22 protein-coding genes and 4 tRNA genes are annotated in these 21,801 nt (G+C 44.0%); 4 read left to right on the top strand and 22 right to left on the bottom strand.

The annotated features are described in order from the left end of the window. Positions 1-343: 343 nt before the first annotated feature. The 5 genes from O9139_RS16075 to O9139_RS16055 all read right to left on the bottom strand — a co-directional run bounded on the left by O9139_RS16075 (position 344) and on the right by O9139_RS16055 (position 1,370). A tRNA-Leu gene (locus tag O9139_RS16075) sits at positions 344-425 on the bottom strand. A 38-nt stretch (positions 426-463) separates the two neighbouring features. Continuing rightward, positions 464-538: transfer RNA gene (locus tag O9139_RS16070), tRNA-Glu, on the bottom strand. A 164-nt stretch (positions 539-702) separates the two neighbouring features. After that, positions 703-791, bottom strand: a tRNA-Ser gene (locus tag O9139_RS16065). Positions 792-798: 7 nt separating this feature from the next. After that, a tRNA-Asn gene (locus O9139_RS16060) sits at positions 799-874 on the bottom strand. 22 nt (positions 875-896) lie between these two features. Further along, complete coding sequence (locus O9139_RS16055; protein WP_270880474.1) at positions 897-1,370, bottom strand: SprT family protein; 474 nt, start codon at positions 1,368-1,370, stop codon at positions 897-899. Positions 1,371-1,474: 104 nt separating this feature from the next. On the opposite strand from O9139_RS16055, the gene O9139_RS16050 reads away from it, so the two are divergent. From O9139_RS16050 to O9139_RS16040, 3 genes are all read left to right on the top strand, one after another. Further along, complete coding sequence (locus O9139_RS16050; RefSeq protein ID WP_270880473.1) at positions 1,475-1,828, top strand: hydrolase/acyltransferase; 354 nt, start codon at positions 1,475-1,477, stop codon at positions 1,826-1,828. A gap of 71 nt (positions 1,829-1,899) precedes the next feature. After that, entirely contained in the window at positions 1,900-2,064 is a 165-nt protein-coding gene (gene cmpA, locus O9139_RS16045; RefSeq protein ID WP_270880472.1) for a cortex morphogenetic protein CmpA, read from the top strand. 159 nt (positions 2,065-2,223) lie between these two features. Continuing rightward, complete coding sequence (locus O9139_RS16040; RefSeq protein ID WP_270880471.1) at positions 2,224-2,898, top strand: hypothetical protein; 675 nt, start codon at positions 2,224-2,226, stop codon at positions 2,896-2,898. Between the two features lie 98 nt (positions 2,899-2,996). On the opposite strand, the gene O9139_RS16035 is transcribed toward O9139_RS16040, so the two are convergent. From O9139_RS16035 to O9139_RS16015, 5 genes are all read right to left on the bottom strand, one after another. Next, positions 2,997-5,147, bottom strand: a complete 2,151-nt coding sequence (locus O9139_RS16035) for a Tex family protein (protein ID WP_270880600.1) — start codon at positions 5,145-5,147, stop codon at positions 2,997-2,999. 219 nt (positions 5,148-5,366) lie between these two features. Continuing rightward, positions 5,367-5,717, bottom strand: a complete 351-nt coding sequence (locus O9139_RS16030; RefSeq protein ID WP_028553893.1) for a type II toxin-antitoxin system PemK/MazF family toxin — start codon at positions 5,715-5,717, stop codon at positions 5,367-5,369. Positions 5,718-5,720: 3 nt separating this feature from the next. Further along, the gene (locus O9139_RS16025; protein ID WP_270880470.1) at positions 5,721-6,002 is read right to left on the bottom strand and encodes a CopG family ribbon-helix-helix protein; all 282 of its coding nucleotides are present in this window, start codon (positions 6,000-6,002) and stop codon (positions 5,721-5,723) included. A gap of 214 nt (positions 6,003-6,216) precedes the next feature. Continuing rightward, on the bottom strand, positions 6,217-7,404 hold the full coding sequence (gene alr / locus O9139_RS16020) for an alanine racemase (protein WP_270880469.1): 1,188 nt from the start codon (positions 7,402-7,404) through the stop codon (positions 6,217-6,219). Between the two features lie 181 nt (positions 7,405-7,585). Beyond that, on the bottom strand, positions 7,586-8,743 hold the full coding sequence (locus O9139_RS16015) for a LolA family protein (RefSeq protein WP_270880468.1): 1,158 nt from the start codon (positions 8,741-8,743) through the stop codon (positions 7,586-7,588). 188 nt (positions 8,744-8,931) lie between these two features. Between O9139_RS16015 and O9139_RS16010 the strand changes: the two genes are divergently transcribed. Continuing rightward, entirely contained in the window at positions 8,932-10,011 is a 1,080-nt protein-coding gene (locus O9139_RS16010; RefSeq protein ID WP_270880467.1) for an acyltransferase family protein, read from the top strand. 41 nt (positions 10,012-10,052) lie between these two features. Here O9139_RS16010 and O9139_RS16005 read toward each other — a convergent pair whose 3' ends face one another. The 12 genes from O9139_RS16005 to O9139_RS15950 all read right to left on the bottom strand — a co-directional run bounded on the left by O9139_RS16005 (position 10,053) and on the right by O9139_RS15950 (position 21,796). Beyond that, positions 10,053-10,181 (bottom strand): hypothetical protein, encoded by a 129-nt coding sequence (locus O9139_RS16005; RefSeq protein WP_270880466.1) that lies wholly within the window; start codon positions 10,179-10,181, stop codon positions 10,053-10,055. 77 nt (positions 10,182-10,258) lie between these two features. Beyond that, positions 10,259-11,185, bottom strand: coding sequence for an NAD-dependent epimerase/dehydratase family protein (locus tag O9139_RS16000; protein WP_270880465.1), 927 nt, complete (start codon positions 11,183-11,185; stop codon positions 10,259-10,261). A gap of 17 nt (positions 11,186-11,202) precedes the next feature. Beyond that, positions 11,203-12,609: an undecaprenyl-phosphate glucose phosphotransferase gene (locus O9139_RS15995; protein ID WP_270880464.1), complete on the bottom strand. Its 1,407-nt coding sequence runs from the start codon at positions 12,607-12,609 to the stop codon at positions 11,203-11,205. Positions 12,610-12,615: 6 nt separating this feature from the next. Beyond that, entirely contained in the window at positions 12,616-13,482 is an 867-nt protein-coding gene (locus O9139_RS15990; protein WP_270880463.1) for a glycosyltransferase family 2 protein, read from the bottom strand. A 111-nt stretch (positions 13,483-13,593) separates the two neighbouring features. Beyond that, a complete protein-coding gene (locus O9139_RS15985; protein ID WP_270880462.1) occupies positions 13,594-13,899 on the bottom strand; it encodes a hypothetical protein in 306 nt (101 codons plus the stop codon). Between the two features lie 105 nt (positions 13,900-14,004). Further along, entirely contained in the window at positions 14,005-14,952 is a 948-nt protein-coding gene (locus O9139_RS15980; RefSeq protein ID WP_270880461.1) for a glycosyltransferase family 2 protein, read from the bottom strand. Continuing rightward, on the bottom strand, positions 14,949-15,800 hold the full coding sequence (gene rfbD / locus O9139_RS15975; protein WP_270880460.1) for a dTDP-4-dehydrorhamnose reductase: 852 nt from the start codon (positions 15,798-15,800) through the stop codon (positions 14,949-14,951). The genes O9139_RS15980 and rfbD overlap by 4 nt, the downstream gene beginning before the upstream one ends. Positions 15,801-15,802: 2 nt before the next feature. Continuing rightward, complete coding sequence (gene rfbB / locus O9139_RS15970) at positions 15,803-16,822, bottom strand: dTDP-glucose 4,6-dehydratase (protein ID WP_270880459.1); 1,020 nt, start codon at positions 16,820-16,822, stop codon at positions 15,803-15,805. Positions 16,823-16,836: 14 nt separating this feature from the next. Beyond that, the gene (rfbC, locus tag O9139_RS15965) at positions 16,837-17,382 is read right to left on the bottom strand and encodes a dTDP-4-dehydrorhamnose 3,5-epimerase (RefSeq protein WP_270880458.1); all 546 of its coding nucleotides are present in this window, start codon (positions 17,380-17,382) and stop codon (positions 16,837-16,839) included. A 13-nt stretch (positions 17,383-17,395) separates the two neighbouring features. Next, positions 17,396-18,139 (bottom strand): sugar phosphate nucleotidyltransferase, encoded by a 744-nt coding sequence (locus O9139_RS15960; protein WP_270880457.1) that lies wholly within the window; start codon positions 18,137-18,139, stop codon positions 17,396-17,398. Positions 18,140-18,152: 13 nt separating this feature from the next. Then, complete coding sequence (locus O9139_RS15955) at positions 18,153-19,997, bottom strand: glycosyltransferase (RefSeq protein ID WP_270880456.1); 1,845 nt, start codon at positions 19,995-19,997, stop codon at positions 18,153-18,155. A 14-nt stretch (positions 19,998-20,011) separates the two neighbouring features. Then, positions 20,012-21,796 (bottom strand): glycosyltransferase family 2 protein, encoded by a 1,785-nt coding sequence (locus tag O9139_RS15950; protein ID WP_270880455.1) that lies wholly within the window; start codon positions 21,794-21,796, stop codon positions 20,012-20,014. Positions 21,797-21,801 lie beyond the last annotated feature (5 nt).

Below are 21,801 nucleotides of genomic sequence, written 5' to 3'. Positions count from 1 at the left end.
GTATCGAAGAAGCACATTTAAATTAGAGCTCACACCTCATTCCTCATTTTTTTCTAAATAATGGCTATTAAAATAAATAATAATATAAATAGATAACACTAGCAATATTGGGGAATAATTAAATATCCAGTTTTATGACTAATGCTGGATTATTCATGGAGCCGATAGTAATCAGTTTGATCGGAGTAATCATACAAAGTCCCATTGCCACAATGGCCTGTAATAACGGAAATCTTCCTTATTGCACTTTCGGGCACTCTCGGGAATAAAAATCGTTATGATCCCCTGCCAAAAAGCAAAAAGAGCTAAGCAATAAGCTGCTTAGCTCTTTCAGTAACCGGGATGCGGTCGGAGGGATTTGAACCCTCACGCCTTGTGAGCGCCACCCCCTCAAGATGGTGTGTCTGCCGTTCCACCACGACCGCGCATATAAGGGAAGTTTAATCTTCCTATTCAATTAAAATGGTGACCCGTAGGGGATTCGAACCCCTGTTACCTCCGTGAAAGGGAGGTGTCTTAACCCCTTGACCAACGGGCCATGAACGCCTTCGAACATTTGCAGCCCGTTTTGACGACAAGTGTTATTATAACTGAAGTTTCGCAGGTTGACAAGCATTAATTTAAACTTTATATTTCCTGCTTCAACCTGTTCCACTTCATAAAACAAGCCCGTCGGCACCTGCCGTCGGACTTGTTATTGTACGGAGAGAGAGGGATTCGAACCCTCGCACCACTTACGCAGTCTAACCCCTTAGCAGAGGGTCCCCTTATAGCCACTTGGGTATCTCTCCAAAGATATGGCTCCCCGAACAGGACTCGAACCTGTGACAACTCGATTAACAGTCGAGTGCTCTACCAACTGAGCTATCAGGGAATATTGAAGTATTTTTATTTTATTATGAAGGGGCTTGTAAGTCAAGTGTATACGATTTCAATTTCCCCCTGCATTTTCCGCAGGCAAATTTGCGCAAATCCATTTTTCGCTTGCGGTAATATTCTGTTTTGCAATTGACGCATTCCAGTCTGTATTTGTAGACTTGCGGCTTAGGAGCCTGCGGCAGCGATGAGCAGAAACGAGTCCCTCCAACTTGCATTAGCAAATTTTTGAAATCGTGATCCCTATGCTGATATCCGCGTTTGAGAATATGTAAGTGATAATGGCACAACTCATGCTTGATAATTTTCTCGATCTCGTCATGGCCGAACGTCTCCCACTGAATCCAACTGATTTCGATATCATGGGATTTGGTAAAATAGCGACCGCCCGTTGATCTCAACCTGCGATTAAACCGCGCCTGATGGGCAAACGGTCTGCCAAATGACGTTAATGAGATCTGCTCTACCCATTCCTGCAGCTCCCGATCATCCATCTGTTATATGCTCCTTTGCCAAGTTCTCACTTGAATTTGTACCGTATGTACGGCTATACTGTCAAGTAGAAAAGAAGTACCGGAGAGGGGAAATTACAATTATTATGCCACAAATGAGATATGCCATTCTACAACACGCTGAACAGCTTGAATTTGTTGAGATGCCTTCCTCCCATATGTATCAGCTTACCGCGCTAAATCAACGTCTGCACAAAGAAATTGAAAAGCTCACGGCTGAGCACGTGCCCCATCTTCCGCGTGTCATCGCAGAATGCGATAATTTGGAGCTGATCGGCTCCGCGCATGCGCTCACTCACGGATTAACGTATTTGAACGGTCTGGAGCAAGCATTTGCCTCGATTCAAGAGAAGAGCTACCCGCTCATCTCCCTGCTGACCGAAATTCGCGCGCTGCAGGCGCAGCTTGAGCAATGGTATGAAGAGGAATACGAGGTTTAGATAACGGACCTGCACCCCGCCCCCTTTTGCTTCATATGCTATTACTACATAGCAAGGAAGGGGATGGGCATATGCCGCAGTGGCTTTGTAATCAATTAATGCGGGCCTTCCAGAACAAAAACCGTAGACAAATTCGATTGTTAAATGACAGTTGGTTCTTTTACCGCACACGCCGTTCGCAAGAGGAATGGCCCGATACCCCATCGACGGAAGGGCCGGGCAAGAGAAAATTTTAAACAAACATTTAAAAAATCATTGCAACTCATCCATAGTTGTCCTATAATGTAAACAAATGTATAAAATTTCCGGAGTGAAGCACACCCCAGTTGCAGATTCATCTGCATTGGCGGTGTGTTTTTTTTCGTTCCAGCATCCCCAAACAGGAGGTTCTATCTATGGAAGATCTGACTAGACTCGAAGTTCTCTTTCTTCAAAAGATTTGGGCGCCCATCGCTCTGCATGGCGAGCGGTTGTGGAAGCCGCGAACCTCAGTTTACCACGCGCTGAATATACGGCCGCTCATGTGTTTCATATTCAATCCGTCTGGGGCAAAGCTGTTCATAGAACTTATCGAGCACAACAATCCGCTTGATGACAAGGAACAATCGTCGTACAACCAACTGTACAACGAGCTCACCATAACCGGGTGGCGGGTGTTGCGGTTCAGCGAATGGCATGTTCAACACGAACCCGCAACTTGTCAAAAGATGCTGCGGCAGGCGCTCGATCTTGTCCAAGAGCCGGGTCCGCAGGTGAATACGCATGGTGGCTATCCTGAAGCTCCTCAGGAAGCCAGGAAACAGCAGATTAGCGAATTCATCATGTGCCGGAGCGGTATCATTCGGGCCCAGGAAGTCGCTGCCGAGTTTAATCTTAGCATCCGCTCCGCTGCTGACTCGCTGATGCTGATTGCCAAAGAAGAACGACTCCCTTACATATGCGGTCCCAAGCCGACACAGATGATGATTCTGAACAAGTGGGGCTGGCAGGATGCTCCGGAGGAGTCAGACTCTGATAAAGGAGGGATGCGCGACAATATCTACGATATCAACTCATTGCAAAGAGGGTGATGCAGCTAACTATTCCGCTTATAAACCACACTTCCAGAAAGAGGGTGGGGCTGACAAGCAGCAAGAAGCCCAGTGATCGCATCACTGGGCTTCTTCTCTTATTGCGGTTTCTTCATCGTCAGGCTGACCCGACCTTTCTTCGTATCCACGCTGAGCACCCATACTTTCACAATATCCCCGACGGAGACTACATCCATGGGATGCTTAACGTAGCCATTCTTCAATTGCGAGATATGCACCAGTCCGTCATTTTTAATGCCGATATCGACGAAGGCGCCGAAATCGATCACATTACGGACCGTGCCGGTCAGCTCCATCCCCGGCGCCAGGTCCTCCAGCTGCAGCACATCGGTACGGAAGATCGGCGCGGGCACTTCGTCCCGCGGATCCCGCCCAGGCCGCTGCAGGCTGTCCAGGATGTCCCTCAGCGTCGGGACACCTACCCCCAGCTTCGGAGCCAGTTCCTCCGGCTCCACGACTTGCAGCTGCTGCAGCAGCTGCTGCGAACCCAGCTGCGCCAGCTCCAGGCGCAGCGCCTTAAACAGCCGATCCACGACCTCGTAGGACTCCGGGTGGATCGGGGTGTTGTCGAGCGGATTGCGGCCACCCGGTATCCGCATGAAGCCGACGCATTGCTCGAAGGATTTGGCGCCGAGGCGCGGAACCTTCGACAGCTCCTGTCGGCTGCTGAATTTGCCGTTTTCTTCGCGGTATTTAACGATGTTCTTGGCCAGCGTCGCATTAACGCCCGACACGTAGGACAAGAGCGACGGAGACGCGGTGTTCAGGTCCACGCCGACATGGTTCACGGCCGACTCCACGACGGCCTTCAAATTCTCGTCGAGCCGCTTCTGCGAGACGTCGTGCTGGTACTGCCCGACGCCGATCGCTTTCGGCTCGATCTTCACCAGCTCCGCGAGCGGATCCTGCAGCCTGCGTGCGATCGAGATGGCGCTGCGCTCGGCCACGTCGAGGTCCGGGAACTCCGACTGCGCCAGCTTCGACGCGGAGTAGACGCTCGCCCCCGCCTCGCTGACGATCAAATACTTGAGCTCGCGATCCTTGATCTCGGCAATCAGCTCCGCAACAAACTGCTCCGTTTCACGGGAAGCCGTCCCGTTGCCAATGACAATCAGCTCGACGCTATACTTGCTGATTAACTGCTTGAACTTCGCCTTGGCTTCCGCGACCTTATTGTTAGGCGGGGTCGGGTACGTCACGGCGATTTCCAGCATTTTACCAGTGTCGTCGATCACGGCCAGCTTGCAGCCTGTCCGGTAGGCCGGATCGACACCTAGCACAACATGACCTTTGACTGGCGCCTGGAGCAGCAGATTGCGCAGATTTTCTGCGAAAATCTTAATCGCCTGCTCCTCGCCCAGCTCGGTCATCTCCCCACGCACTTCGCGCTCAATCGATGGCGCGATCAAACGCTTATACGCGTCCTCGATCGTCGCGCGCAGTACGTCTTGAACAACAGAAGGTCCTTTGATGATTTGCCGCACAATATACTCGTGTATTTTATCAACAGGCGCATCCAGGCTGACTTTCAGCACTTCCTCGCGCTCCCCGCGGTTAATCGCCAGAATGCGGTGCGGAGGCAGCTTCTTCACGGGCTCTTGGTAGGCGTAATACATCTCATAGACGGACTCCTGCTGCGCATCTTTAGCCTCGGTCCGCAGGATGCCCTGGTCATGTGTATAACGCCGCACCCATGCGCGAATTTTGGCATCGTCTGCGATATTCTCGGCCATAATATCCATCGCCCCTTGAATCGCATCCTGGGCGCTGTTCACTTGCTTGTCCGCGTTAATATATCGCGCAGCCTCCTGCTCCAGCGAGCCCTGGCGCGGCTGCTTGCCGATCCATTCGGCGAGCGGTTCCAAGCCGCGCTCTTTGGCTACGCTTGCTCTCGTCTTCCGCTTCTGACGATAAGGCCGGTACAAATCCTCGACCTCCTGCAGCTTGGCCGCAGATTCGATCGCTTTGCGGAGCTCGTCCGACAGCTTGCCCTGTTCGTCAATCAGCCTGACTACTTCCAGCTTGCGATCTTCCAGATTGCGCAGATACTGCAGGCGCTCCTCGATGTCACGCAGCTGGTTCTCATCCAACTCGCCGGTCATCTCTTTGCGGTAGCGCGCGATAAAAGGGATCGTGTTGCCTTCGTCGAGCAGCCCCACGGTCGTCTTCACTTTGCCGGCAGGCAGCTGCAGCTCGCCGGAGATTTGCTTCAAGATGCGTTCCTGGATTTCCGCCTTCCTTTCCTCAGAGAGCTGTACCTTCTCACGCGGTTCATCGTCTTTGACGCTTGCTGCCGCTGATCCCGCAGAAGTTTCCTCATTGGCGTGAAATCTTTTGTTCAAGAGCCTGTCCAACAATGTCACTGTCATTCCCCAATTCTATATGTATTGGTTTCAGCAAACCAAAAAACGAGGGTTTTACTCGCCCTCGTCTGTTCCAGATCCTATTCAAAATTCTATCAGTCCCACGCTAATTTGCAAAGCGTCGTCGACCTTTCGCATCGTCTCTTCGTCCAAATGCGTAATTTTGTCCGTAAGCCGCTGCTTATCAATCGTCCGGATTTGTTCCAGCAGAATCACCGAATCCCGATCGAATCCGTGCGTTTCTGCGTCAATCTCCACATGCGTGGGCAGCTTAGCCTTCTGGATCTGTGCCGTAATGGCCGCAACAATCACAGTCGGGCTAAAGCGATTCCCGATATCATTTTGGATGACTAGAACAGGACGAACGCCTCCCTGCTCTGATCCAACCACCGGAGAAAGATCTGCGAAAAACACATCGCCACGTTTGACAATCACCTTCTACACCCCGCTTACTAAGCGCTCAAGCGTACTGTCGGCTTCTTCCTCCGCTTGAAATGCTTCAGATGCCATGCTGAGATTGATCTTAGCCATCTCCATATAGCCTCGCTGCATGGATTCGCGCAAACTGCGCTTTTTGCGTTCAATCAAGTAAAGCTTCATCGCCTGGCGAATGAATTCGCTGCGATTGGAGTTTTCCTTTTCCACAATTCCATCCACCTCTTGCAGCAGATTGTCAGGTAAGCTAATCATGATCCTTTTCGTATTATGCGCATTACTCACATTCTCGCACCCCCAGAAACGATACAAAGACAATATTACCAGTATGCCTTAATGAAAACCAAATTATACTACAGATATATGCCTTGGGTATATCAATTATGTTACACAACTGGATATCAGATTTCTCAATACGTAGTATTCGATAACATGTACTGAAAATCCTCTCCATGTGCTACATTATTTACATGGTAATTTTATGAAGCCCTCATTTGAACTAGTACCGATGCCGCATTAACGGATTAATCGCGTCCTCTCGCACACCATTGCGGACATACACCCTTGCTACACGATGTGATATCATACAGGTGATTTCATAGTTTATCGTGCCTAACTGGTTAGCCACATCTTCAACTGTAATCCGCTCGCCGCCTTGTTCGCCAATCAGCACAACTTCATCACTCGTCTGAACGCCAGGAACCTCCGATACATTCGCCATGCACTGATCCATGCAGATTCTGCCGACAATCGGCACTCTGCGCCCGCGGATCAACGCCTCCGCTTTCATCGAAAGCATGCGCGAGAAGCCGTCTGCATAGCCGATCGGCAGCGTCGCAATGCGCTCTTCCGATTTCGTGAAATAAATCGTTCCATAGCTGATTCCTGAGTTCGGAGGCAGCGTTTTGAGATGAACGATACCCGTTTTCAAACTGAGCACCGGCTTCAGTTCGATCTTGTGCTTATTCACCTCAGTCGACGGATATAGACCGTACATGCTGATTCCCAGTCGTACCATCGAGTATGTCAAATTAGGCAGATCGATTGCTGCAGCACTATTGCCTGCATGTATATATGGAAATTCAACATCTTGCTGTTTAAAATGCTCCACAACCCGCTCAAACCGGCGGTATTGCTCATACGTATACGTTTTATCGATTTCATCGGCATTCGCATAATGCGTAAACAAGCCTTCGACCTCTACACCGGGCAGCGTCATCAGCTCTTCAATGAAAGGAATCGCATCCTGTTCGGCCTGCAGCCCGAGCCGCCCCATGCCAGTGTCCAGCTTCACATGAATTTTCAGCTTCTTCATAGCCGAGCGCTCTTCCATCGCCTGTTCCTTCAGTGCTTGAAGAACCTCATGGCTGTACACGGTCACGGTGATATCCTTCTGACGCGCTCTTTCCAAGCCTTCAGGTGGCGTATAGCCCAATACCAGGATTGGCGCAGTGATTCCTGCATTACGCAGCTCCAGGGCTTCGTCCATGAACGCTACACCCAAATAGTCCACACCGGCGGCAATTGCCTCCTTCGAAATGCCTACAGCCCCATGGCCATATGCATCGGCTTTCACGACTGCCATGAGCTTCATACCTTCCGGAAGCACCTTCTGAAATCCCTCTATGTTGCTGCGCAGCGCATCTAATGATATTTCAACCCACGTAGGCCGATAAAAAGCATCCATTGCCGTCCACCTCTTTTTCTTGTTGCCCTTCCTGTTCTTGTCGGCCGCACAACTTGCAGCCAAATGCAAAGGACAAGGGAAGACCTGCTCGCCCAAGCGAGCAGGACTCCCCTCTCCATTTTCCGAAATCCGTTCGGAACCATATTTACTATGTTAAGCGCAATCGGGCACCCCGTCAACCTTACTTTCCGGATTGGCCTTGTGTCGCCATCGCGACATTGATCATTTCTACCAGCGGCAGGTCACCTGTCGAGAGGCGGAACTCTACGCCGTTATCCGTCCAGGTCAGCGTTCGTTTATCGTCCCCGGACAGTACCCCTAACGTGAAGCCCAGATCTATGATTTGACCGTCTTGCAGGGACACCGTTCTTGCTTGCGGCTTCACTTCAACGATGCTGAAATTAAACTTGCCTTTGTATCGCAGCAGCACCGCAGGATCTTCACCAAGCTTCATATCGGAGATGTCCTGCTTCACCACTTCTTTAGGCAAATAGGACGGCTCGATAATTCCAATATTTTGCGGTTTGCTTGCCGCGGCATTGGACTTGCTGTCAGCTGCCGGTTTCGTGCTGGTTGCTCCTTTTCCGCCTTGAGCGGCTTGAGCATTGGCTTGGTCGGATTGTCCGCCTGTGGCAGACAAGTTTTTATCCGTCACGCTCGTTCCAGCTGTGGTCGGCATCGTCTGCTGCTCCATATTGTAGCTTGTCATGTTGCGCTCCATTTGGAAATAATCCTTATCGAATTTCGCATCGAATTCAAATTTTGTGAAGTTCACCTGTACCATCACGTTCTGATTGGCATCCGATACTTGAACTTGCTGCGGTGCCAACGTTTTCTTGTTTAACCAAATTTTTTGGCGGGACAGCATTTCATTCTGATAATTAGCTGCGACATCGAATACATACGCGTCATTCTCAGTTGTGAACTGGCGGTCTTTATCCGCTACAATGCTTTTCGCTAAAGATTGGAATAAATAAACTTGGCCTTGATTTTCCGGCCAATCGCTTTGGAAGCGGAAGCTCTTCTTCAGATGAGGTGTTAGCACGAACACACCTTCTTCATTGCGCAGCACGATTTGCGTGACATCCTTCTGGGCATTCGTTAACTGAATCCGGTAAAAATGATCAGGCGAGAACGCCACCTCCACCGCATATTCCTGCGGCTGCTGTCCCGTATGCAGAATCATGCTCCCTGAAGCTAGATAACTGCCCGGCTTGCTGATCACATGATCCAAATCCTTTACTATGGATCCTGCATCCTTTTTCCCGATCCCGCATCCCGCGAGAACTACGGCTAAGCCTAACATGATTGTTACCATCATCCATGTGACCCGGCGCATCGAATCATCCCCTCACTCGCATATTTGAAACAAGATTAGTACATGCATATGAGGGGACTTGGCCGATTATGCAGACGAGTTGGGGCTTGGCTTAAGTAAGTTTTTAACGACGAGACATACTTTAATCACAATTCTCTATTAAACTAGTTGTGGAATACATATATATTTAATGGGGGATTGTCAATACCATGAATATGAATCAACGAATTGCGATCCAGGCGTCGCGAGGAATAGCGGCCTGCTTGGTGCTGCTGTTCCATTCATCCGCTATGTCCTTTAAGTATTATCAATACGACTTTCTGGGCATTAGCTCCATCGGGAGGTCCGGTGGCGTCGACTTCTTCTTTATGCTGACCGGATTTCTGCTCTATCACGCTTATGGGAAGAGGATAGGAACGCGGATATCCATTACGCCCTATTTGACGAAGCGGCTGATTCGCATCTATCCGTTTTATTGGCTGATCACATTGATTGTGCTCCCGGTTTACTTTCTCGTTCCCAGCTTCGGCTATGGTTACGAGACGAATCATTCAACCATCGTGCATTCTTTGCTCCTGCTGCCGCAAGAGCACGGGCCTATTTTGCCTGTCGCTTGGTCGTTAAGTTATTTTGTTTTCTTTTATTTGTTGTTCGGCCTGATGTTAGCTATCGGCAAGAGACCTGCCTATGTCTTTGCTTCCTTGTGGCTCGCGCTTACGTTTTGCCATGTGCTGCACGTACCCATCATTGCCGCGGATATGGATCATAACGTCTATTTGAACTTCCTGTTCAACGAAGCTAACCTGGAATTTGCAATAGGCTGTCTACTTGCCAAATGGTCGGAGCAGTTTAAATTCCGTCACTATCAACTGCTGATGGGGCTTGGTGCTGCGGGTTTTGCGCTCATTTGGTTGAACAATAAATACAACATGCTTCCTTATCACGATTACTTGCTATATGTGATTCCATCCATACTTGTCCTGCTTGGCGCTGCATCTATTAAGGGAAACATGCACCTGGGTGTGTGGGTAAAAGCGCTTAGTAAAATTGGAGATGCCTCCTATTCGATACTCTTGACTCATTTATTATTCATCTCCATTATGATGAAACTGGCCAGATCAAGCCACTTGGCAGAGAACCTCGGTTACCTGCCAACGGACATCCTTATTGTAGCCTTAACCATTCCATTATGCCGTTTGGCTTATGTATGGGCGGAGAAGCCCTTGGTGGCTTTCTGTCAAAGCAAGATCACACTTAAACCCTCAGCTTCCCCAAAACCATCCTCGTAAAAGAAAAAGGCTGCTCTAGGCGATCACAGCCTAAGCAGCCTTTAATACAATATGTACACAATCGCAGCGATAATCGCAGCCCAAATTAGGGAGCCGAATACGACACCTACAATCAAACCTTTGCCAACAGACAAGTTATCTTCTTGGTAAGCGTCTTCATGATCGATCATAAAAAAACCTCCCCGTATACAATAGTATATGCATAGTATGGAGAGGATGCTGACGAAATATGCCGTCGAGAAAAAAATCACTTGTTAAAATAATGTTTTAAATAATAACCACATGTCTCTCTAAGTCCGTCTCTTAGCGTATACTGCGGTTCCCATCTCAGATCTCTCAATGCAGCTGAATTATCAAGAACACTGTGTAAAATATCTCCTGACCTTTCATTTGTGTAGTGCGGACGGGCATTGTTATTAGTAAAATCTGAAATCAAATTGTACAATTCATTAATTGTTGTTTGCTTGTTATTACTAATATTGTAAATACCTTTGCTTCCATGATCCAAGGCAGCTATATTCGCTCGAGCAATATCTTTAACATAAATAAAGTCTCTCGTTTGTTCACCATCACCGTAAATTTTCGGTTCCACATTACTTAACAATTTGTCAATAAAAATTGAAATTACTCCACCTTCACCTTTGGGATCCTGTCTAATACCATATACATTTGCATATCTAAGAATTGTAAAGTCGAGATCGTTTTGGTGCGCAAATACTTCTAAATAATGCTCTGGCGTGTGCTTGGAGATACCATAATAAGACAGTGGACGAACCGGATGACCTTCATCAACAGGTAAATACTGAGGATTTCCGTAAACAGCAGCCGATGATGCATAGATAAACTTTCGCACACCTACGGCTCTGCAAGCATCTAACATTTTTACCGTACCTACTATATTTATCGAAGCGTCAAAAGCAGGTTTTTTTATCGAAGATTGGATATCAATTTGAGCTGCATGATGAATGACAACTTCGGGCTTAAATGTCTCAAAAAGTGAAATTATAGCATCATCTAAGATGTCCATTCTATACAGATCGGCTTTAATATTTACATTTGTCTCATTTCCCGTTGAAAAATTATCAATAATGGCAACTTGGTGTCCTTGATCGATTAATAAATCAACAATATGAGAACCAATAAAGCCTGCTCCACCTGTAACTAATACTTTCATACTTCCCTCCGAAACCTTTAGTACGCATTTTTATTTATAAAGCCGTTGATAATCGTGCGCCAAATGATTTTAATATCAAATAAAAAAGTCCAATTTTCAATATAAAAAATATCATGATTAATACGTTCTTCGATCGAGGTGTCTCCCCGCAGCCCATTGCTCTGCGCCCATCCTGTAATACCCGGACGGATATGATGCTTCACCATATACTTCGGTACTTCTTCCTTGAACTGTTCCACGAAGAAGGGACGTTCCGGACGCGGCCCGACTACACTCATATGGCCAAAAAGCACGTTGAAAAACTGCGGCAGCTCATCCAAACTAGTTTTACGAAGGAACGTGCCCACTTTCGTCCGCCGCGGATCATTTTCAACAGTCCACTGCGTATTGGAAGCCTCTTCCGGGATAATCCGCATCGTACGGAACTTATACATCATGAATCGTCTGCGATTAAGCCCTACGCGTTCCTGCTTGAAGATGACCGGCCCTGGCGATGTGAGCTTAATGGCTATAAAGGAAGCAAGCATTACCGGGAAAGTTATGATAATTGCTGCTGTGGCAAAAACAATGTCAAACAGCCTTTTCATAACACGATTCTGGAATTCATCCAGCGGAATATCGCGAACGTTAATCAACGGCATCCCGGCGAAATTATCGAAATAAGGTTTCGACGGTAAGAAGTCGAAAAAGTCAGGGATAATATGCGTTTTAACGCCGACCTTTTCACATACATTAATGATGCTGCCAAACTTGCGGTGCGCATCTAGCGGCAATGCAATGATGACTTCATCCACGATCAAGTCGTTTAAAACGGATTCCAAATCATCAATCTTCCCGATAATCGGCTTGTAGTGCTTATATTTGGTTTCGTGTTTTTCCTGATAATCATCGAGGAATCCGACGACTTCGTATCCAAGCTCAGGATGCTGCTTTAATTTGGTGTAAAAGCTCCGTCCTAATGTTCCCGCTCCTAAAATCAAAACAAATTGCCTATTGTACCCCTTCTGTCGAATACGTTTCAGCGTCTTCTTCACCAAATAACGGTACAAGCTAATGGATAAAATATTGTTTACCAAAAATAGGAAAAGGTATGACCGGGAGACGTCCACTTCCTTCAGAATAAACAAGACGCTTAATAGCAAGAGTAAACTGAAAATGTGTACTTGAATGATCTTCAAGACTTCGAATGAAAACCGCTTCCTCCGCTTCGGCGTATAGAAGTTTACGAAATAACTGATTCCGATCGCGATTAACCCATATGCAACGCTCCACATCATATAGTGCTTAAACGGAAGCGGAGAGCTGAAAGCGATCCAACCACTTTGAAACTTAAGCCACCACGACAAGAGGAAGACTAGCTGAATACAAACAAAATCAGCTAGGGCATATAATTGAGTTAAAAATCTTTGACTTTGTCGTATCAAGTATTCTCACCTCGCTGGTCGCAGTTTATTGGATAAAAGCGAAATTACAAATTTCAGGCCAACGCCTGCGTAGACTATCAGATTTATAGGCCATGTGTATTTTTGCCGGTAATGTTTGTTATGGAACAAAATCATGGCACGATGAAACTCGTAAATGATCTTGAACGGTTTTCTACGGCTGCTGGCGCCCTTGTAATGAATAATCTTCGTCAAGGGATAGTAGTAATTGACCCAGCCCGCCTGCTTTATTCTATAACACCAATCGATGTCTTCTCCATACATAAAAAATTCCTCATCGAGCATGCCGACTTGTTCAATCGCTTCGCGGCGCACGAGCATGAAAGCTCCGACCAAGCAATCGATGGGATATTGTTGATCCGGATCAAGATGGCCGAGCTGGTACTGATTGAATCTTGGCGTGTCGGGAAATAGCTTCGAGAAGCCGAATGCATAGTAGAACGAAGCAGAAGGCGTCGGAAAACCCCGCTTGCAAGCTTTGTCCAGCGAACCGTCCGGAAGCTCGATCTTGCAACCGCTGGCACCAACTGCGGGATGTTCGTCCATGAACTTGAGCATCTTCTCCAGCGTATCGATCTGGACGACGGTATCAGAGTTCAGTAATAGGACATACCGTCCATTGGCTATTCGCATGCCTTGATTATTCGCTCTGGAGAAGCCTACGTTGTGTTCATTGGCAATTCGCGTCACTTGAGGATATTGCTCCGCAACCGCCTGCAGCGTATGATCACGGGACGCATTGTCTATTAGAATAACTTCATAGCTGTAAGATGTAGTTGACGTGAATACCGATTGCAGGCACTGCAAAGTTAGTTCACGGGTATTATAATTTACGATAATGATACTTACATCCATGATGAACCTCGTCTTGTTTAGATTTCACTGATAATTATACCATGGCTAACATTAAAAATTCATAAAAAAAGTAAGACTATGAGAGTCTTACTGATAATTGATAAAACAAAGTTATTTAATTAGCTTCAGTGTGCTAATGCTCGCCGTATGCTCCATCATTGTCACAGCGATGCCAGCAATTTGCTCATGCTGCCGCAGCTGCACGTCTTTGACTTCTTGCAAATGATTCTCAACGTTCGTCAGCCGATCTTCAACACCTGTTAGTCGATTTTCGACATTCGCAAGCCGGCCTTCAATCGAATCAAGTCTAAGATCTATTGTTTCGACCCGATCTTTGATGGCCTTCATATCAGCGCCGATCTCATTCATTCTCCCAAGAATGGCGCTGAGAAATTCGCGATCCGTCATTTCTGCCATCTGATCAACCTCCACTCCAGACTTCCAAACCGTACAATTAACTACCTTTATTATACGGTATGTTAGCCGATTAAGAAATGGTGGATGAAAGGTAAACCATGTCTTTTATTGAAACCATTTATAAACATCATATAAATTCGCTCTTCTTTTACTTTGGATCGTCCGGCGTTTAGCTTTAAGGCTTGCTAGATTGCCTAAAAAACTGGCCCAGGCCCCGAGCAGCTTTGGTTCGCGCAAAACTGCATAAGCCAAGCTTAGCACCTCGTAGAACAAGAGTGGCAAGATATGTTTAATGGCATAAAGGAAGCGATCATTTTTAAAAATCATTTTATAGCGGTTAATATACGACCATCTCCGCACAAAAAGCGGCTTGCTGCTCCGTCCGCCTTCCTTCCATCCACGCTCATGATAGCCAATAGCCGCGGGCTCGAAGTAAGCTTTCCAGCCCCCAAGCTGAGCTCTCCAAGCGACGTCCACATCTTCTTTATAAGCAAAAAAGTCCTCATCGAAAAATTCGTCGTTTACGCTGATATCATCAATCATTCTTCTAGCGTACATCGCGGCTGCACCGGACACGCCAAATACTTCTTCAGCCTCTTGATAAGCTTCGCTAGGTTTGTTCGCGCCGCGGTCGAACGCTCTGCGGGCTTTGTTGATGACAAGTCCGGCGCTATCCACGAGATGCGGATTAGCCTGAAACAGCAGTTTGCCTGTTGCGCTTCCCAGTTCTCTGTGCTGGCTCAGGAGACTGACCAAGTGATGAACATAATCGGGCTCCAGAGCAACATCCGGATTCAAAACAAGGCAATAGTCTGACTCGGTTAATCGGATGGCTTGATTATGGCCGCCCGCAAACCCATTGTTCTTCGCATTCCGGACAATCGTACATTTGTCTGCCCATCTTTCCAGCTTTCCAAGTGTTCCATCTTTGGAGGCGTTATCGACAATAATAACTTGAGCAATTGAATGATTTTGTAAAAAGACTGCTTCTAAGCACTGATCGATATATGCAGCACTATTGTATGTAACGATATGTATGCTGACCGTACTCATTTTGAGTTCGCTTTCAACTCTTTAAGAAAATCAATTAAACCCTCGCGCCAATGACGCAAATCGTCGAACCCATTCGCCCGGATGGCCATATGTTCCATTGCTGAGTTTCGGGGTCTAGGGGCAGGACGAGGAAACTCTTCAGTAGTACAAGGTTCGACCTTTGTGATTATCCCACTTTCTTCAAAGATTGCACAGGCAAAATCATACCAGGAGCAAACCCCTGTGTTTGAAGCATGATAAGTCCCATATCGCTCGGTTTGTACAAGCTGCTCTAAAAATCGAGCCAGATCAACGGTATACGTAGGTGATCCTTTCTGATCACTAACCACCTTAAGCATGTCTCTATCCTCGGCGAGTTTAAGCATCGTTTTTACGAAATTAGCTCCAAACAAACCATATACCCATGAAGTTCTGACAATAAAGTATCGGGAAGACAGAGTTTGCACTAACTGTTCTCCCGCTCTTTTGGACTTTCCATATACGCTCTGTGGGTCGGTATTATCATACTCTCTGTAAGGTTTGGATCCCGCGCCATCAAACACATAATCCGTACTGATATAGCATAGTTTAGCGCCAATTTTCTCAGCAGCAACCGCAACGTTTCTCGTTCCGAACGCATTAATTTTATAGGCCAAGTCTTCTTCTGTTTCAGCCAAATCCACCGCGGTGTAGGCAGCGCTATGAATAATGACCTCTGGTTTTAATTCCGAAATAATCTCTAGGCATTGGTCTTCATTGGTAATGTCTAGTTGACCCCGGCCGAGACCGTAAATTTCATGCTCTTTCGCCAGTTGTTTAACAAGATCCTGACCAAGTTGTCCGTTAGCGCCCGTCACCAGAATCTTCATCGTTACACTCCTAGGCGTGAGCCGTACTGCTGTGCAAAATATTCCTGATACTCACCGGACTGAATTCGTTTCCACCAGGCTTGATGATCCAAATACCAACGAATCGTTTCGTTGATGCCGGTCTCAAAGTTATGAACAGGTTGCCATCCTAGCTCCGTTGTAATTTTAGTTGCATCAATGCCATAGCGACGGTCATGTCCTGGACGGTCCTTCACATACTGTATCAGCGACTCAGGTTTCCCCAGCTCATTCAAAATCGTTTTGACAATATGGATGTTCGTTCGTTCATTATTTCCACCAATATTATAAACTTCCCCGTTTACACCTTTATGGAGTACCAAATCGATTGCGCTGCAGTGGTCTTCAACATACAACCAATCACGAATATTCAACCCATCGCCGTAAACAGGTAGAGGCTTGTCCGCAAGCGCATTCGCGATAATGAGTGGAATTAACTTTTCTGGGAACTGGTAGGGTCCATAATTATTGGAACAGCGGGTGATGTTTACAGGCAAGCCGAAAGTTTCATGATAAGCTCGAACCAAAAGATCCGATCCCGCTTTGCTTGCCGAATAAGGGCTATTAGGCGCCAACGGCGTTCCTTCTGTGAAAAAACCCGTTTCTCCTAATGATCCGTAAACCTCGTCAGTGGATACATGAACAAACTTCTGCACGCCAAATTGCTTTGCAGCTTCAAGCAGCACTTGCGTACCCAGCACATTCGTTTTAACGAAAACATCAGGTTCCAGGATACTTCTATCTACGTGTGATTCCGCGGCAAAATGAACAACAGCATCGACCCTTTGTTCAAATAAGCCAGTCACTAGCTCTTTATTGGCAATATCACCTTTAACAAATGTATAATTGCTGTTATTTTCAATGGCTGTTAAATTCTCTAAATTGCCGGCGTATGTAAGTGCATCCAGATTAATCAATTCATAGCTGGGGTAACGGTTAAGCATATAGTGAACAAAGTTGCTACCAATAAAGCCGGCTCCGCCTGTGATAAGTAGTTTTTTCATATTGCGCTCCTATCTTAAAAGTTAATATCCGCATCTTTTAAAAACGGATACTTTTGATCTTTATCAGAAAGAATCGGCTTGTTCGTCGGCCAATCAATGCCCAGTGCTGGATCGTTCCAAAGAATGCCTCTATCATGTTCAGGCGAGTAATATTCGTCCACTTTATAAACCACTTGCGTGTTAGGTACAATTGTACAAAATCCATGAGCAAAGCCTTGTGGAACAAGCAATTGACGTTTATTAGCTTCGCTAAGAATGACCCCGACCCATTGACCAAAAGTGGATGAGTCCTTACGTATATCTACGGCTACATCATAAATAGCCCCTGTAACAACACGGACTAACTTGGTTTGCGCTTTCGGATTTAATTGATAATGCAAGCCGCGAATAACACCGGTTTCCACCGACAACGAATGATTATCCTGTACAAATGGGAAGTCAATGCCATGTTCAGCAAATTTTCGGCTGCTATAGCTTTCCATAAAAAAGCCACGGTTGTCTCCAAATACATCGGGCTCAACGATATATAGTCCATGGAGCTTAGTAGATACAACTTTCATCGCTTCACACCTCTTATAATTTAAGTTTCCCAAATTCCTCGCCAAAAACCAGGTTCTTAGCTAACTCATTAGCCTTAGCTAATGAAGCGTGGGTACCGGCATCCGTCCACCAACCTTGAAGCACATCGTAGGTCAGCTCATTTCTGGCAATATAGGCGTTATTCACGTCCGTAATTTCTAATTCGCCTCTTCCAGATGGTTGTAGTGTCTTTACAATGCCAAACACTGTGCTATCGTACATATAAATGCCGGTGACAGCATAACTGCTCTTTGGCTGTTTAGGCTTTTCCTCGATGGAAATAATTTTATCACCTTGCAGCTCTGGAACACCGTATCTTTGAGGATCTTGCACTTCCTGAATTAGGATTTTAGCCCCTTTTTGTTGAGAACGGAAATTTTTCACAAACGGAAGAATGCTATCTTCAAACACATTATCACCCAAAATGACGACCATTTGATCATCGCCTACAAAATGCTCTGCGAGATCGAGTGCTTGGGCAATACCCCCTGCCTCATCTTGTACTTTATAAGTAAACGTAACACCCATTTCCCGGCCGCTACCGAGTAAGTTTACAACATCGCCCATATGGTCTTTACCTGTAACAACAAGGATATCTGTAATGTCTGCTTCTTTTAATTTTGCGACTGAATGGAAGATCATTGGGTATTTACCAACTGGAAGTAAATGTTTGTTGGTAACTTTTGTTAAAGGATAGAGACGAGAGCCTGTCCCTCCGGCTAGTACGATGCCCTTCATATTTAAACCTCCATTAATTCATAAATATTTGCGGTTCCAGATAGGATTCTACTTTATCTTTAATAATAACCACGGATTCGCCTTCAACGCCCATTAATCTATGCACAAAAGGATCATTAATAATTAATTGATTACGGCGATAAAAGTTTACTAATGACTTGATAAATCCTTCGTTATTATATCTGACTCGCATATAATCTTTTTCTTTATTTACTTGATTATCATTAAACATAATATGATAATGATAAACTTTAGCCGAAGGGCAGTTATACATCTTATATCCAAGCTTGGTAATTTGTAAAGCTATATCATTATCTTCAAATGCATTAATATAATCAATTGAGTAATCCAGCTGGTTAACAACACTTCTTTTGAAAAGTGTAGCACCACCGGGAACCCACGAGCATTCATGCCATTGGGCAGTTGCTACATCGTTTTCATTTTTGCTGTTATCAGTTAACAAGAAAGTAATAAATTCATCATTAATTAAATATGATCCACCGTTAAATTGAATTTCCCCATTTGGGAAGACTGTTTTACAGCAAACAGCGCCAATTTTAGGTTCATGTTCCACTCTAACAATGAGTTCCTCAATCCAATTTTCCGTCACTATAATATCATTATCAAGATTTACAATATAATCTCCTTTAGCCATTTTAGTAGCCGCTCGGCGACCTCCTGGACAACCCAAATTCACATCAGAATAGAACATAGTTATATGTTCTTGATGCTCAATATAATTCTTAAGATATTGCCTTGTATCATCTGAGGAAGCATTATCAAAAATAATGATTTCATAAGGAATTTTGACTGTATTTTTAATTGACTCTACACATTTAAGTGTCATCTCTTTTTTCTCAAATGACAAAATTACAAATGAAACAACGGAATCGAATATACCTTCTTTAATATCCATTCTTAACTTTGTTTCTTTTCTAATAGTTTGGACAATATTTTCAATTTTCTTCGCCGCTTCAATGGTTGTTTGTTTTTCATGTATCCGATGGTGATAAACTGCTTCAGATAAATAAGCAAATGAATCTCCAAAATGAAAAGCTACTTTTAATGCCATATCATAATCTTGAGCACCGTCAAACCTTGATTCATGCAATCCCGTTTTTAAGAAAACATCTTTTCTAATAATTTTGAGATGAGAAACATACATGCCTACGTAAAGTTCTTTTAAATAATTCTCAGTAGGACGATTTCTAAAGGTTTCTACTTTTGAAGACCCGTCTATCTCATATTCATTAATTCGATCTGTATAACCATAAACCGCATTTTTCTGCGAGATGTTATTCATAAGTTTCTCTATAGCATCATGCTCTAACCAATCATCGCAATCTAGAAAAGCAATCCAATTCCCTTCACTTTTACTAATTGCCCTATTCATAGTTTCGCTAATACCGACATTAAAATCATTGCGGTAAAAACGAAACTTAGTGTTATCCTTTAATGATTCTAATATTGAGGTAACTTCGCTTTCTGTAGAGTTATCATCGATTGCGATTACTTCAACATTGGAATAGGTTTGATTCAATGCGGATTCTAAACACTTCTTCAAATATTTAGAGTTATTGTAGACTGGTATAATAACGGAAACTTTATCCAGTGTATTTTCGGTTGCTAGAGGAACTACCATATTCGGTTTCTTCGCAAATTTTCTAGTAAGTAAAAATTTATCACGAATTCTATAATATTTCGAAAGAAACTTCCATCCATTTGAATTATAAATATTATTGAGATGATTTTGTAAATCATCTGAAATAAACTTATAATGATTTAATGTTGATTTTAGTTTTAAATTTTCTTCTTCTAGCTCAGCAATTTTCTTTTTATACTCATCGTGATCAATCATTTGTTTTATACCTCCTATTTTTTAGCAAACACTACTAACATTTTTTGCTTGATTCTATACTTAATTTTAATGAATTTATTTTCTTTTATTTCATTTTTTATAATTTCCAAAAAGTTAAATTTGAAACGCTTGCTTTTTTCTAAAATACTTTGAATTGGTACACTTACTCTTGTATTTTTATGTTTTTCTAATAGATTTTGCCTGGCATCTTCTAACAACTTGGTCCGATTGATGTAGTCATACGAATTGTATGGCACTGTATAAATAGATGTAACCTTTTCAACATAGTAAAATTCTTTCTCAGAGGAATACCTGAGCCATAAATCCCAATCCTCTAATACAACTAAGCTAGTATCCATTCCTCCGTATTTTTGATACAACGTTCTTGAAAAGAGGACGGTTTGAATGGGTAGAAAGTTATTTTCTACTAGTTTTAAATAATTAAATGGCGTATTGAAATTAATATAATAGTCTTCTGAAGAGAAATGCCTTTCTCCAGATAAAATTTTCGTAGGAGCTTCAAAAGCAATCGAGTATGCTGCATGATAAATTGGATTATTTACTATTCCCTGAACTAGTACTTCTATATGATCAGCAAAGAAAAAATCATCGTCATCAAGAAAATTTAAAAATTCACCTGAAGCCATTTCTAAAGCAAGGTTAGCAGTTACACACCTTCCTTTTTTCTCTCTAGTAGCTAAATATTTTATTTGTAAGTCCTTAAACTCGTCAATAATCATCTGCTCCGAAATAGGCATTCCATCTTCTACGATAATTACCTCAATGTTTGAATAAGTTTGGTTTCTGATACTACAAAGAGTATTTCTTAAAACGTTAGGCCGTCCTACAGTTCTTACCAAAATTGATACAAGTGGATTTTTATCAATGATTTCATTTTTATAAAAACTTCCTTTTCTAGTCTTTTCGAAATCCCATATCTCGAATTTAGGATGAAAGTTTAACTTAGTTAAACTTTTATATCGCGATTTCCTAAACTTATAACCCTTTGGCAAGCTTAGAATTAGATTGCAAATTAATCTTCTATAGTGATTCCTAGTATTAATACTTTTACGAAGAAAAAGAGTAAAAAAGAGGAAGTAGCCCCTCAAAACATCCCCAATACCCCCATATTTATACCGAAGCATCAAATTGTTGAACGTAGCATTATATAATTGATTTGGTTTAACTTCATCTGGTAGTGAATAAGAAAAATGATACACAACACATTGCGGTACATAAAGCAATTTATAACCATTTGCTCTTAACTTCCAACTTAAATCAACATCTTCGCAATACATAAAAATATTCGAATCAAACATGCCCACTTCAATGAATAGTTCTCGTCTTACTACTAGAGCAGCAGCACTACACCAAGAAGTTTCTAATGTAATGGGGTCATATGCTTTGGGATGTTCGTATGGGAACTGTCTTAATTCCCAAGCCGCTGTATTCCAGTCACTTTTAGCTATAACTGCTTGCAATTTACTAAGGCAATCTTCTGTAATTTTAGTATCTATATTAAGTAAAAATACGAATGGGGAATTTCCTTGCTGAACTCCAATATTGTTTGCAGTACCGAAGCCTAGGTTCTCTTTTAAACCAATGTATTTAAAACTTCCGAATTCATCTTTACCGGAATATTCATTCACTATTTTAGCACTGTTATCTTTAGAATTATTGTCTACAAATATTAAATTTAATTTATTCTTTGAATAGTTAAGCTTCGATATACTTATCAAACAGTCAGTGATCCATTTTTCGGAGTTATAAATTACTATAACTATATCTATATTATCCAAAAAGG

It is taken from the genome of Paenibacillus aestuarii (genome assembly GCF_027789125.1).
Lineage (GTDB): Bacteria > Bacillota > Bacilli > Paenibacillales > NBRC-103111 > Paenibacillus_E > Paenibacillus_E aestuarii.
This window is presented reverse-complemented; position numbering and strand designations above follow the sequence as displayed.